General features: G+C 63.4%; 12 protein-coding genes. 2 read left to right on the forward strand and 10 right to left on the reverse strand.

What is annotated here, in order from left to right; translation table 11 throughout:
* The 5 genes from VN004_RS12830 to VN004_RS12850 form a co-directional block, all read right to left on the reverse strand.
* A partial coding sequence (locus tag VN004_RS12830; RefSeq protein WP_414710291.1) for a KUP/HAK/KT family potassium transporter occupies window positions 1-1,218 on the reverse strand: 1,218 nt, incomplete at its 3' end.
* Between the two features lie 293 nt (window positions 1,219-1,511).
* The gene (locus VN004_RS12835) at window positions 1,512-3,344 is read right to left on the reverse strand and encodes a potassium transporter Kup (protein WP_325610597.1); all 1,833 of its coding nucleotides are present in this window, start codon (window positions 3,342-3,344) and stop codon (window positions 1,512-1,514) included.
* Window positions 3,345-3,542: 198 nt separating this feature from the next.
* Window positions 3,543-4,370: a flagellar motor protein MotB gene (locus tag VN004_RS12840; protein ID WP_325610587.1), complete on the reverse strand. Its 828-nt coding sequence runs from the start codon at window positions 4,368-4,370 to the stop codon at window positions 3,543-3,545.
* Window positions 4,371-4,394: 24 nt separating this feature from the next.
* A complete protein-coding gene (locus VN004_RS12845; RefSeq protein ID WP_325610588.1) occupies window positions 4,395-5,168 on the reverse strand; it encodes a motility protein A in 774 nt (257 codons plus the stop codon).
* 245 nt (window positions 5,169-5,413) lie between these two features.
* On the reverse strand, window positions 5,414-6,622 hold the full coding sequence (locus VN004_RS12850; protein ID WP_325610589.1) for an ABC transporter substrate-binding protein: 1,209 nt from the start codon (window positions 6,620-6,622) through the stop codon (window positions 5,414-5,416).
* 303 nt (window positions 6,623-6,925) lie between these two features.
* On the opposite strand from VN004_RS12850, the gene VN004_RS12855 reads away from it, so the two are divergent.
* Window positions 6,926-8,422 carry a CoA-acylating methylmalonate-semialdehyde dehydrogenase gene (locus VN004_RS12855; protein WP_325610590.1) on the forward strand — a complete coding sequence of 499 codons (1,497 nt, stop codon included), beginning with the start codon at window positions 6,926-6,928 and terminating at the stop codon, window positions 8,420-8,422.
* Between the two features lie 30 nt (window positions 8,423-8,452).
* Window positions 8,453-9,097 carry a glutathione S-transferase gene (locus tag VN004_RS12860; RefSeq protein WP_325610591.1) on the forward strand — a complete coding sequence of 215 codons (645 nt, stop codon included), beginning with the start codon at window positions 8,453-8,455 and terminating at the stop codon, window positions 9,095-9,097.
* Between the two features lie 137 nt (window positions 9,098-9,234).
* Here the strand turns inward: VN004_RS12860 and VN004_RS12865 are convergent, their stop codons facing one another.
* The 5 genes from VN004_RS12865 to VN004_RS12885 form a co-directional block, all read right to left on the reverse strand.
* Window positions 9,235-10,293 carry a TRAP transporter substrate-binding protein gene (locus VN004_RS12865; protein WP_325610592.1) on the reverse strand — a complete coding sequence of 353 codons (1,059 nt, stop codon included), beginning with the start codon at window positions 10,291-10,293 and terminating at the stop codon, window positions 9,235-9,237.
* Between the two features lie 32 nt (window positions 10,294-10,325).
* The gene (locus tag VN004_RS12870) at window positions 10,326-10,772 is read right to left on the reverse strand and encodes an urease accessory protein UreE (RefSeq protein WP_325610593.1); all 447 of its coding nucleotides are present in this window, start codon (window positions 10,770-10,772) and stop codon (window positions 10,326-10,328) included.
* A 26-nt stretch (window positions 10,773-10,798) separates the two neighbouring features.
* A complete protein-coding gene (pssA, locus tag VN004_RS12875; protein WP_325610594.1) occupies window positions 10,799-11,692 on the reverse strand; it encodes a CDP-diacylglycerol--serine O-phosphatidyltransferase in 894 nt (297 codons plus the stop codon).
* Between the two features lie 55 nt (window positions 11,693-11,747).
* Window positions 11,748-12,446, reverse strand: coding sequence for a phosphatidylserine decarboxylase (locus VN004_RS12880; protein ID WP_325610595.1), 699 nt, complete (start codon window positions 12,444-12,446; stop codon window positions 11,748-11,750).
* 3 nt (window positions 12,447-12,449) lie between these two features.
* Window positions 12,450-12,899, reverse strand: a 450-nt coding sequence (locus VN004_RS12885; protein WP_325610596.1) for an ATP-binding cassette domain-containing protein, incomplete at its 5' end; no start/stop codon positions are given.

Raw genomic sequence — 12,899 nt, forward strand, 5'->3', positions numbered from 1 at the left:
CCAGACCTTCCACACCACCACGAATGCCATCAGCGCGGTAACGACCATCGTGCCGGTCACGGCGATGCCATAGGCCGAAGCGAGCGCGGTGGACGAGCGAAAGAACACGACCAGCACCAGCACGCCGATCAGGATCAGCATGTTGACGCGCGGCATATAGATCTGGCCGAACTGGGATTCCGACGTGTGGCGGATTTCTAGGCGCGGCAGAAGTCCGAGCTGGATTGCCTGACTGGTGATCGAATAGGCGCCGGTGATGACGGCCTGGCTCGCTATCACGGTCGCTGCGGTCGCCAGAACGACCATCGGCAGGATTGCCCATTCCGGGTAAAGCAGGAAAAACGGATTCTCGATCGCCTTCGGATCGGCGAGCACCAGCGAACCCTGCCCGAGATAATTGATCGTCAGCGCCGGCAACACCACCGTGAGCCAGGCGGCGCGGATCGGCCGCTTTCCGAAATGCCCAAGATCGGCATACAGCGCCTCGGCGCCGGTGACGACCAGAAACACCGCACCGAGCGTCAACAGCCCGATCATGCCGTGTGTCGCGACAAAGCCAGCGCCGTACAGAGGATTGAACGCGCGCAGCACCGACGGATTGTCGCCGATATGATAGAGCCCGGCCGCGGCGAGAGCGATGAACCAAACAAGAGTGATCGGTCCAAAGAAGCGCGCGACGCTCGCTGTACCGTGCGACTGCACGGCAAACAGCGCGAAGAGAATGATGATGGCGAGCGGCACGACATAGGGTTCGAAGGCCGGAGTGACGATCTTCAATCCTTCGACTGCAGACAGGACCGACAGTGCGGGCGTAATCAGCGCGTCGCCATAGAACAGCGCCGCGCTCACGATCCCGAGCCCGATGATGAGCCCGCCTCTCTCGGGAAGCGCACGATGCGCCAGGGCCATCAGAGCGAGAGTTCCGCCTTCTCCCCGGTTGTCGGCACGCAAAAGGATGATGACGTATTTGGCCGTGACCACAAGCAGCAGCGCCCAGATGATCAACGAGAGAATGCCGAGCACCGCCTCTTCGGTCGCAGCGTTACCGCTGCCGACCGCGGCGCTGACGGATTCGCGCACGGCATAAAGCGGGCTCGTGCCGATATCGCCATAGACAACGCCGATGCTTCCGAGGGTCAGCGCGAACAAGCCTGCACGCGGTTTTTCGGCCGAATGCAGAGTGCCGCCGGACTCGCCGGCGGCGACTGATGAAACCATGACGGAATCTCCTTTTCGGAAAATGCCCGCGAATTGCGAGCGGCGCGCTATTACGCCGATCCGAGGGCTTTGTCCTTGCGGCTGCGCGGCGAATTCGCCCATACAGCCATGCTGGCGACGCTTGTCTTCCCGCCACCAAACATTGCTATCCGGCTGAGCGCATTGCAGATTCCGTGCAAGCCTTCACGTCCGCGTGAAAAACTCTGTCTGCAATTTGCATAAGCAGATGACCGGCGCTGCGCGCCGTTGCCGAGCGACTGGAAAATACCGGCGTTGTTCAGCGCCGCAGCGCGTTACACCGTCACCTGGGTTCCGATCTCGACCACCCGGCCGGTCGGGATCTGGAAGAAGTCGGTGGCATCACTCGCCATCCGCGCGAGGCGGATGAACAGCCGGTCCTGCCAGACCGGCATGCCGGACGTCGGCGAGGGTTTGAGAGAGCGCCGCGACAGGAAGAACGACGTCGACATGATGTCGAAAGTCCAGCCGAGCTTGCGCGCAATCGCGAGAGCCTTCGGCACGTTGGGCTGCTCCATGAAGCCGAAGGTCATCCTGACCGCGGTGAAGTGCGGACTGATCTGCGTCATCGTCACGCGGTCCTCGTCGGGAACGCGCGGCGTATCGGCGCTGGCAATGGTCAGAATGACGTTGTGCTCGTGCAGCACCTTGTTGTGCTTGAGATTGTGCATCAGCGCGGTCGGCGCGAAAGCAGGATCGCCGGTCAGGAACACGGCCGTGCCCGGCACGATATGCGGGGGCCTGCGCTCGAGAGAGTTCACCAGCGTATCGAGCGGAATTTCGAGCCTGCGGGTCTTCTGCCGCAGCAAATGCGTGCCGCGCCGCCAGGTCAGCATGATCAGAATGATTACTGCGCCGATCAGGACCGGAACCCAGGCGCCATCCAGGATCTTCAGCATCGCAGCAAGCATGAAGGCGCAGTCGATGATGATGAACGGCCCCATCAGCAACATGACGAGCGGCAAACGCCACTTCCACAGCTTCCAGAACACAATGACGCCAAGAAGCGTGGTCATCAGCTCGGCCGCGGCGACCGCAAGCACATAGGCCGATGCGAGCGCGCTCGAACTCCTGAACATCAGCACCAGCAGCAGCACACCGACCAGCAGCGTGGTGTTGACCCGCGGCATATAGATCTGCCCGTAATGCGCCTCCGACGTATGCCGGATCTCAAAGCGCGGCAAGAGGCCGAGCTGGATCGCCTGCTGGGTCAGCGAATAGGCGCCGGTGATCACAGCCTGGCTCGCGATCACGGTGGCGATGGTCGCAAGCCCGATCATCGGGAGCAGAAGGTCCTGCGGCACCAGCGCGTAAAACGGATCGGCCACGGTGATCGGATCGCGCAGCACAAGCGCGCCCTGCCCGAAATAATTGATCAGGAGCGCCGGCAGCACCGCGAATATCCATGCGGCCTGAATCGGCTTGCGTCCGAAATGACCGAGATCGGCATAGAGCGCTTCGCTTCCGGTGACGACCAGAAACACCGCGCCAAGCGTGATCAGACCGATCCAGCTATTTTGCGACAGGAACACGACCGCATGATACGGATTCAGTCCGTGCAGCACCGCGGGGTTGGCGTAGATCTGCACGGCGCCGAGGATCGCCATCACCACGAACCAGACGAGCGTGATTGGGCCGAACAAGGCCGCGACGCGCCCCGTGCCGTGCGACTGGATTGCAAACAGACCGGCCAGGATGACAACGGTCAGCGGTACGACATAGGGGCCGAAGACCGGCGACACGGCATTCAGACCTTCCACCGCCGACATCACCGACAGCGCCGGCGTGATGAAGGACGAGCCGTAGAACATCGCGGCGCCGATGACGCCAAGAACCAGTACGATCGGTCCGCGCTGCCCAAGCGCGCGGAAAGCCAGAGCCGTCAGCGACAGCGTGCCGCCTTCGCCATTGTTGTCGGCCCGCAGCAGGATGAAAATGTATTTCAGGGTCACCACCAGAACGAGCGACCACACGATCAGCGACAGGATGCCGAGCACCGTCGCCTTGGTAACGATCTCGCCGTCGGTCGCGGCCATGACAGCTTGCCGGAACGCATAGAGCGGGCTGGTGCCGATGTCGCCATACACCACACCGACGCTGCCGAGCATGAGTTTCCAGAAATGGGGATTGTCGTGTTCCGTCTCGCCGACGGAAAGCGCACCAGCGTTCGCCCGTTCAGGCGCGGGAGCGTCGGAAGATGCAGTCATGGCCCTTTGGCCTAACCCTTGCGGGTTGTCCCTGCGGCAAGGCGCGGGGCTTATCCTACACCACGGGCATCCGCAATAGGAGCCGTGGCGGAGCTGGCATCAGGGTTTCAGGTCCGGTGGAACCGGCGGCGCCTCGCGCATCAGGGTAATCGTCACCCGGCGATTGGCGGCCATATACGGATCGTCAGGAAACAGCGGCTGGGTGTCAGCGCGGCCGGCCACCATGTAGAGATGCGACGGCGGCACGCCGGATTCTTCCAGGATCTGGCGAATCGCATTGGCGCGGTCGGCTGAAAGATCCCACGGGCCATAGCCAGGTCGCGCCGGTGTCCGCAGCGCGGCGGTGTGGCCGACAATCGACAGCCGGTAAGGCATCGCGCGGAACCGGTCGGCAAGCGTCTGCACCAGCCGCCGGGTGCGCTCATAGGGATACTTGGAGCCGTCCGGGAACATCGACCGGCCGTCCTGATCGACAATCTCGATATTGAGACCGTCCTTGGTCTCTTCCATCATGATGTTCTTTGAAATTTCGGCGATCTCCGGCATCTCCTGCAGCGCCTGCCGGAGCGAGGCCGAGGCCAGCGCGAAGCCTGAGTCTTTCTTCAGGCGGCTGCCATGCGATTTGCTGTGATCCTTCTCGTCGGGCGATGGCGTCGCCGAGGATTCCGACGGGGTGATATTGGCGACATTCTTGATCTTCGGCCGGGTCGGCAGGCCGTCCACCTCGATGATGCCCGAATAGCGCACATTCTGCTGCACGCCGAACGCATCGCGCATCGAGCCCGCCACGATCTGCAGCTTCGCGCTGTCCTGGGTGGAAAACGCCACGAGCATGACGAAGAACGCCACCAATAGCGCCATCAGGTCGGCGAAGGTCACGAACCAGCCGTGACCGCCATGCGCTGCGCCGCGTTTCTTCTTCGCCATCGATGATCGCTCCGGGCGGAAAGGCTATGCCGCTGCCAATTCCTCTTGAGCGTGACGATGCTTCTCCGGCAGATAGGCCAGCAGCATCTCGCGAACCAGCGTCGGGCTTTTCGAGTCGCGCATCATCAACACGCCGTCGATGATCAGCGTGCGGTTGATCTCCTCGTCCACCAGCTTGACATGGAGCTTGTCGGCGATCGGCAGACAGAAGAGATTGGCCACCGTCGCACCGTAGAAAGTCGCGAGCAGCGCCACCGCCATATAGGGACCGAGCTTGGACGGGTCGGTCATGTTGGCGAACATCTGCACCATGCCGATCAGCGTACCGACCATGCCGAAGGCCGGCGTGCAATCGCCTATCGCGCGATACACCTTCGAGCCTTCGTCGAGGTGGGTGAGGAAGTTGTCCCGGTCGCGCTCGAGATTGTCGCGGATGAAATCGGCGTCATAGCCGTCGGCGACATAGCGCACGCCCTTCGCGAGGAACGGATCGGAAATCTCCACCCGTTCGAGGCCCATCGGACCCTGCTTGCGCACGATCTCGGCCAGCGCCGCGATCTCGTCGACCAGATCGCGCTGGGTGACCCGACGCACCGTGAATGCATAGCGCATCCCGATCGGAATGCCGTGGAAGATCGTCGAGAGGGGAAACCGGATCAGGGTCGCGGCGAAAGCGCCGCCGAAAATGACGATGAAGGCATGGACGTCGAGAAACATGCCAAGATCGCCACCCATCAGGATCAGGGTGACAAGAACAATGACGCCGGCGATCAAACCCAGGCCGGTTGCAATATCCATTGAACGCTACCCCAACACAGGCGCGTCCTGCGCCCGACCCCGAAATCACGGCAAGATTAGTCGGACCGGCTTTAAGGTTCGGTAAAGGCTAACGGACGGTCACCAACTTCCTTCAAATGATGCGGGAGTGCGCGGGTGCTGTTTCGGCCTGCCGCCGAGCCGCGCGAAAAGCAAAGCCATTTCAAAGACAAAGCGGCGGCACGGGCCTCCCCGCACCGCCTCTCGTTGTTCCGGCGAGCCGGCCGTTACTTCTTAACGAGCGCGCACTTGCTCATGCCGAGAGGCTGGGCCGCGTCCTCGGCGGAAATGGTACGCAGCACCTTGTAGTAATCCCACGGGCGCTTCGACTCGGCCGGGGTCTTCACCTCGACCAGATACATGTCGTGCATCAGCCGGCCGTCGGCGCGGATCGTCCCCTTGGCGAAGAAGTCATCGACCGGCATCTCCCGCATCTTGGCCGCGACCGCCTTGCCGTCGGCGGTGCCCGCCGCCTGCATCGCCTTGAGATAATGCAGCACCGCCGAATAGGTCCCGGCCTGCACCATGCCCGGCATGCGGCCGGTTCGGTCGAAGAACTTCTTCGACCAGGTGCGGGAGGCGTCGTCGCGATCCCAATAAAAGGCGGTGGTGAACAACAATCCGTTCGCGGTCTTCAATCCGAGCGCATGGATGTCGCTGATCACCACGACGAGCCCGGCTAGCTTCTGTCCGCCCGCAGCGATGCCGAATTCGCCCGCCTGCTTCACCGAATTCACGGTGTCGGTCCCGGCATTGGCAAGACCGATCACCTGCGCCTTCGAGGCCTGCGCCTGCAGGAGGAACGAGGAGAAGTCCATCGTCCCGGTCGGCGCGCGAACCTGACCGAGCACGGTGCCGCCGTTCTCCTTGACCACGCGCTCGAGGTCGGCGGCCATCTGGTGACCGAAGGCGTAGTCGGCCGCGAGGATGAACCAGGACTTGCCGCCTTGGGCGACCACCGCCTTCGCCGTACCGACTGCCTGCGAATAGGTGTCGAAGGCCCAGTGGAAACCGGTCGGCGAGCAATCCTCGTTGGTCAGGCGCGTCGTCGCGGGACCGACCGACAGCGTCACCGTCCCCTTGTCGGCCGCGATCTTCTGGACCGCGAGCGCGACCGCCGAATTGGTCAGGTCGGCGATGGCGCTGACGCCATCAACGTCGAACCACTTGCGCGCAGTGGTCGCCGCGACGTCAGGCTTGTTCTGATGGTCGGCGCTGACGATCTCGATCGGCTTTCCGAGGACCTTGCCGCCGAAATCCTCCACCGCCATCCGCGCGGCATCGACCGAGGTCTTGCCGCCGAAATCGGCGTAAAGGGCCGCCTGGTCGTTCAGAATGCCAATCTTGATGGTATCGGGGGTTTGCGCCTGCGCGACGTGAGCGATCGCTTGGGCAATCAGAAGCCCGGACAGCGCAATGACGTACCTGCTTCGCATAGACATCTCCCTAAGTCCTGTTTTTTGGCGGCTTGCGCGCGCTCCTTATAACATCGCCTCCCGTACCGGAGCGCCAGACGGCAAAATGCAGGGCAGATGCGGGAAAGCGCGGCGCCCCAGGATGCGGGAGCGCGCGCCGAAGCCCTGCACGGAATGCTTCTTCGCGCCTGCAACAAAACCGCCCATCGCCAGCGCTTTGCACAGCCCCCTCGCTGCGCTATGGAACGCCCAACAATGGGCAGCGACCTGCCCTGCACCGCTTGGCGGACGAAAAGCCAAGCAATTTCAATCAGGAGAAGAAACATGCGCGAGATCGGCCATTTCATCGGCGGGAAGACAGTCGCCGGAACATCGGGCCGGTTCGCCGATGTATTCAATCCCAATACTGGCGAGGTGCAGGCCAGGGTTGCGCTCGCCAGCAAGCGCGAGGTCGAGGCGGCGGTCGCCAATGCGCGCGCCGCTCAACCGGCCTGGGCCGCCACCAATCCGCAGCGCCGCGCGCGGGTCATGTTCAAGTTTCTCGAGCTGATCTCCAAGGAGATGGATTCGCTCGCCGCCCTGCTCTCGTCCGAGCACGGCAAGACGCTTGCCGATTCAAAGGGCGACATCCAGCGTGGGGTGGAAGTCGTCGAATTCGCCTGCGGCGTCCCGCATCTGATGAAGGGCGAATATACCGAGGGCGCCGGACCCGGCATTGACCTCTATTCGATGCGTCAGCCGCTTGGCGTGGTCGCGGGCATCACGCCGTTCAACTTCCCGGCGATGATCCCGCTCTGGAAGGCGGCCCCCGCGATTGCCTGCGGTAACGCCTTCATCCTCAAGCCGTCCGAACGCGACCCGTCGGTGCCGATGCGCATCGCCGAACTGTTCATGGAGGCGGGACTGCCGGCCGGCATTCTCAATGTCGTCAACGGCGACAAGGAGGCCGTCGACGCCATCCTGACCGATCCGCACATCATGGCGGTCGGCTTCGTCGGCTCGACGCCCATCGCTGAATATATCTACGCGACGGGCTGCGCCCACGGGAAGCGGGTGCAGTGCTTCGGCGGCGCCAAGAACCATATGATCGTGATGCCGGATGCCGATCTCGATCAGGCGGTCGATGCCTTGATCGGCGCAGGCTACGGCTCCGCCGGCGAGCGCTGCATGGCGATTTCGGTCGCGGTTCCGGTCGGGCAGAAGACCGCCGACGCGCTCGTCAGCAAGCTGATCCCGCGGGTCGAGAGCCTGAAGGTTGGCCCCTCGAACGATCCGCAGGCCGATTACGGCCCGCTGGTCACCAGAGCCCATCTCAACAAGGTGAAGGATTACGTCGAGACCGGCGTGAAGGAAGGCGCCAAGCTCCTCGTCGATGGCCGCGGCTTCAAGCTTCAGGGCTACGAGAACGGCAACTTCATGGGCGGCTGCCTGTTCGACGAGGTGACGCCCAACATGACCATCTACAAGGAAGAGATCTTCGGTCCGGTGCTGTCGATCGTGCGGGCGAAGGACTACGAGGAAGCGGTGCGGTTGCCGTCCGAACATGAATACGGCAACGGCGTATCGATCTTCACGCGCGACGGCGATACCGCGCGGGACTTCACCGACCGCGTCAATGTCGGCATGGTCGGCGTGAATTTCGCAATCCCCGTCCCCCTCGCCTATCACACCTTTGGCGGCTGGAAGAAATCCGCCTTCGGCGACCTCAATCAGCACGGTCCGGATTCGATCCGCTTCTATACCAAGACGAAGACGGTGACCTCACGCTGGCCTTCCGGCACCAAGGAGGGTGCGGAATTCGTCATCCCGACGATGCGATAGCGGCGCGCGCTCTACCCTGGAAGGAATGCCATGCCCGAATATACGCTTCACTGCTTTGCCCAATCCGGCAACGCCTATCGCGTTGCGCTGATGCTCAACCTGATCGGCGCCGACTGGAAGCCGCAATTCGTCGACATGTTCGCGAAGGGCCAGACGCGCTCGCCGGAATGGCGAGCCGAGGTCAACGAGATGGGCGAAGTCCCGGTGCTCGATCACAAGGGCAAGCGGTTGGCCCAGTCCGGCGTGATCCTGACCTATCTGTCGGACCTGACGGGCAAGTTCAAACCGCAGACCGAAGACGACCGGCTCGAAGCGCTGCGCTGGATCATCTTCGACAACCAGAAGCTCAACGGCTATCTCGGGCCGTATCGCTTCCTGCGCAATTTCGCCAAGCCCGCGGGCGACCCCGCGGCAATGGCGTTTCTCAAGGGCCGCGTCGACAATTCGCTCGATATCCTTGAGAAGCGTCTTGCCCGCTCGCCCTTCGTGCTCGGCGATTATCCGAGCATCGCCGACCTCTCACTCGTCGGGTACCTGTATTATCCCGCCGAGGAGTTCGGTTTCGATATTCCCGGGACCTATCCGAATATCGCGAAGTGGCTCGACCGGATGAAAGCCATGCCCGGCTGGGGCCATCCGTACGATCTGATGCCGGGACATCCGCTTCCGGCCTAGAACGATTTCGGGTGAGGCGAACAGAACCGCGCTTTTCCTGTCATGCCCGCGAAGGCGGGCATCCCGTAATCTCTCGAAACAGCGGTGTTTACTGGATCGCCCTTTCGCGGGCGATGACAGCGAGAGAGTGGCGGCTTCTAGCTCCCGCGATATTTCGCGAGCAGCGCCTTGGCATCGGCGAGGAGCTTTTCCCCGCCGATGTTTTTCGAGGCCTTGAGCCACGCATCGGTCACGGGTTGCGTCGCCTTCTGCCAACGCTCGGCTTCCGCCTTGTCAATCTGCGTGATCGTGTTGCCGCGCTCCTTGATCGCATCGGCGACGGTCGCGGCCTGGTCGTCCCACATCTTGCCGGCCGCCTGCGCTGCAATCTGCCCGGAATGTCGGTCGATCGCTTTCTTGAGATCGCCGGGCAGCGAGTCGTACCGGCGCCGATTCATCGCCAGGATGAAGGTCGCGGTGTACAGCACCGGTGCGGCGGCAAATTCGGCATGAAATTTCGTGTAGTCACCGACCTTGATTGCCGGCACCACTTCCCACGGGACCATGCATCCGTCGATCACCTTGTAGGACAGCGCATCCGGCACCTGCATCACCGGCATCGTCACGCCATTCGCTCCGAGCGCCTTGAGCGCTTCGGCAGCAAGTCTCGTCGGTGCCCGCAGCTTCAGGCCCTTCATGTCGGCCAAAGTGGCAACGCGTTTCGTGGTGTGGATCACGCCCTGGTCATGCGCCCAGACGCAGATCGGATGGACCTCCTTGAACTCGTCCCGCAACTGCGTTTCGTAAAACGCCTGCACGGCCTGCGCATTCGATACCGCCGAGGTGTTCGCCACGAACGGAAGTTCGAACACTTCGATTTTCGGAAATCGGCCAGGCGTCAATCCGGGCAGCGTCCAGACAATGTCGGCGACGCCATCGCGCGCCTGATCGTAGAGCTGGGCGGCGACGCCGCCGAGATGCATGTTGGGATAAAGCTCGATCCGGATGCGCCCGCCGGACTCCTTTTCCACCCGGCGCGCCCAGGGCGCTAGAAACCGGACCTGGGCATTCGAGGTCGGCGCAAGAAAATGGTGGAGCTTCAGCACCACTTCGGGCGTCTGCGCGCGCGCAAACCGCGACACCGCCGGCGCAGCGAGAGCGGCAGCGGCGGAGGTCAAAAACGCGCGGCGGCCGTATCGTCTTGCGTTCGGTCCCATGAGTTCAGCAGACCGTAAAGACGGCGATGTTGTCAAACCTCGTTGTCACCCGAATGCTCATAGGCCCCGCCTTCCGGCTCGAATGGCGCCTCGATCACGCGCACGCTTGCGCCAAGCGGACGCAACAGGTTTGCCGCCGCTTCGGTGTGCATCAGGCGCAGATACCGCCCATGAATTTCGACAGGAATATGATGGTCGCCGAGCAGCCAGGCCGCACGCGCCAGCGAAACGAGATCGGCGGTGCGCACTTCGAGCAATGGCTCGGGTCGGGCAACGATGTCGACAATGCCGCCGTCGTCGAGGAGGAGAATGTCGTCCTGCCGAAGACGGGTGCCGGCGGGCAAGGTCAGCGCGATCTCGGTCCCCCGCAAGCCCGTGACAATGCCGGATGGAAGGCGCCGTTGTTCAGCGCTGAGGATAAGCACGTCCCGAACCGGCCGGCCCTCATGCGCCGACAGGAGCGAAACCGCGCGCACCATCGCTCAAGTCCTGTGTTCTGCGCGCTTCAGTTCAGGCGCGTCGGGCGCTCTTCGTCCTCGGTCCGGGCGAGACCGGAATGCAAGGGCCCGGCTTCGGGCGAACGCACCGGAGCGTGAGACGCTGCCTTGGCGGCCGAAGCCTCGGCGTCCCTGCGCATATACTGGCGATAGGACAGCCAGCCGAGTGGCAGCGAGGCGATGAACAACACCGATCCCGCCGTCAGCACGTGCCATGGGTAGCTGACCAGCAGCGCGACGAACAGCACCACGACGAGGAAGACCGGCAGCACCATATTGGGCGGGACGCGGGTCCCGAGCTTCTTGCCGGAGAAGACCGGCAGCGTGGATACCAGCAGGAGCGCAATGGCCAGGGTGTAGATGCAGGCCAGCGCCGTCAGCCGCGGCATGCCGAGCAGCGTCACATAGATCGGCAGCAGAACCACGATCGCACCGGCAGGCGCCGGCACGCCGGTGAAGAAATTGTTGGCCCAGGCCGGACGGTTGGGATCGTCAGCCATCACGTTGAAGCGGGCGAGACGCAGGCTCATGCAGATGGCGAAAACCAGCGCGGCGATCCAGCCGATCGCGCCGAGTTCATTGAGCCCCCAGAAATACAGGATCAGGCCAGGAACGACGCCGAAATTCACGAAGTCGGCGAGGCTGTCGAGCTCGGCGCCGAACTTCGATTGTCCCTTGAGCAGCCGTGCGACCCGGCCGTCCACGCCATCCAGCGCCGCCGCAAACACGATGGCGCCGAGCGCCCATTCGATCCGTCCCTCAAGCGCGAGCCGGATCGCCGTCAGGCCGGCGCAGAGCGACAGCAGCGTGATCATGTTCGGCAGCAGCAGGCGCACCGGAATGGCCTTGAAGCGGCGGCGGCGCGGTTCGCGGCCCTGCGGATCGACGGGTGTGAAGACCATGCTGTATCCTTAGCAAATCGCGCCGAACGGCGCCATCACCACCCGGTGAACCCCGTCAGCTGACCTTGAAGTTGCGCGGGCCTTCGGCGCCACTCAGGTCCGCGAGCACCGTTTCGCCGGCAATCGCCGTCTGCCCTTCGGCCACCAGCGGGCGGGTGCCCTCGGGAAGATACACATCGAGGCGCGAGCCGAAGCGGATCATCCCGAAGCGGTCGCCGACCCCGATCGCTTCGCCTTCCCGCACGAAACACAGGATCCGGCGCGCGACGAGCCCCGCGATCTGAACGACGCCCACCCGGCCGGTAGCCGTTGCGATCACCACCGCATTGCGTTCGTTATCCTCGCTGGCCTTGTCGAGATCGGCATTGAGGAAAGTACCGGCGCGATAGACGACGCGTTCGATGCGCCCGGCCACTGGCGCCCGGTTCACGTGACAGTCGAACACACTCATGAAAACCGAAATGCGCGGCAGCGGCCGTTCGCCGAGAGCAAGTTCGGGCGGAGGCACGGCGTTCACGACGAGGCTGACGCGGCCATCGGCCGGCGACACGACGATGCCTTCCCGGACCGGGGTCACGCGTGGCGGATCACGGAAGAAATAGGCGCACCAGGCCGTCAGGAGCGTGCCAATCCAGCCAAGCGGCGACCACAGCCAGAACAGGACCAGACTTGCCAGAGCAAAGCCGCCGATAAACGGCAGACCCTGCGGATGAATCGGGACGAGCTGCGAATTGATCGATCGGATGATCGACATGGGTCACTCCAGTGCATCGGCCGGCGCGCGCGTTCTCGGCGCGGCAGCGGCTTCCAGACTATCGTCCTCCAGCGGAGGCGGATTGCGATTGGGTGCCGCATCGTCGTCGGCGGCAGCCAGTTTTTCACGCGCGGCCTCGGCCTCGCGCTGCCGGTTCCACATGCTGGCATATAGCCCGCCGCGCGCCAGCAATTGCGCATGCGTGCCACGCTCGGCGATGTGCCCGGCTTGCAGCACGATGATCTCGTCGGCATTGACGATGGTCGACAGGCGATGCGCGATCACAAGCGTCGTGCGATTGCGGGATACGCGATCCAGCGCATCCTGGATTTCCTTTTCGGTGTGGCTGTCGAGGGCCGATGTCGCTTCGTCAAGGACGAGGATCGGCGGCGCCTTCAGGATAGTCCGCGCGATCGCGACGCGCTGCTTCTCCCCGCCCGACAGCTTCAGCCC

Source organism: Pseudorhodoplanes sp., from assembly GCF_035565855.1.
Taxonomy (GTDB): Bacteria; Pseudomonadota; Alphaproteobacteria; order Rhizobiales; family Xanthobacteraceae; genus Pseudorhodoplanes.

What these genes read in the sequence shown, in the direction of transcription:
- VN004_RS12865 (WP_325610592.1), bottom strand. Translation starts at nt 10,293, where the DNA reads ATGGGACCGAACGCAAGACGATACGGCCGCCGCGCGTTTTTGACCTCC.
- VN004_RS12850 (WP_325610589.1), bottom strand. Translation starts at nt 6,622, where the DNA reads ATGCGAAGCAGGTACGTCATTGCGCTGTCCGGGCTTCTGATTGCCCAA.
- VN004_RS12840 (WP_325610587.1), bottom strand. Translation starts at nt 4,370, where the DNA reads ATGGCGAAGAAGAAACGCGGCGCAGCGCATGGCGGTCACGGCTGGTTC.
- VN004_RS12845 (WP_325610588.1), bottom strand. Translation starts at nt 5,168, where the DNA reads ATGGATATTGCAACCGGCCTGGGTTTGATCGCCGGCGTCATTGTTCTT.
- VN004_RS12855 (WP_325610590.1), top strand. Translation starts at nt 6,926, where the DNA reads ATGCGCGAGATCGGCCATTTCATCGGCGGGAAGACAGTCGCCGGAACA.
- pssA (WP_325610594.1), bottom strand. Translation starts at nt 11,692, where the DNA reads ATGGTCTTCACACCCGTCGATCCGCAGGGCCGCGAACCGCGCCGCCGC.
- VN004_RS12860 (WP_325610591.1), top strand. Translation starts at nt 8,453, where the DNA reads ATGCCCGAATATACGCTTCACTGCTTTGCCCAATCCGGCAACGCCTAT.
- VN004_RS12835 (WP_325610597.1), bottom strand. Translation starts at nt 3,344, where the DNA reads ATGCTCGGCAGCGTCGGTGTGGTGTATGGCGACATCGGCACCAGCCCG.
- VN004_RS12880 (WP_325610595.1), bottom strand. Translation starts at nt 12,446, where the DNA reads ATGTCGATCATCCGATCGATCAATTCGCAGCTCGTCCCGATTCATCCG.
- VN004_RS12870 (WP_325610593.1), bottom strand. Translation starts at nt 10,772, where the DNA reads ATGGTGCGCGCGGTTTCGCTCCTGTCGGCGCATGAGGGCCGGCCGGTT.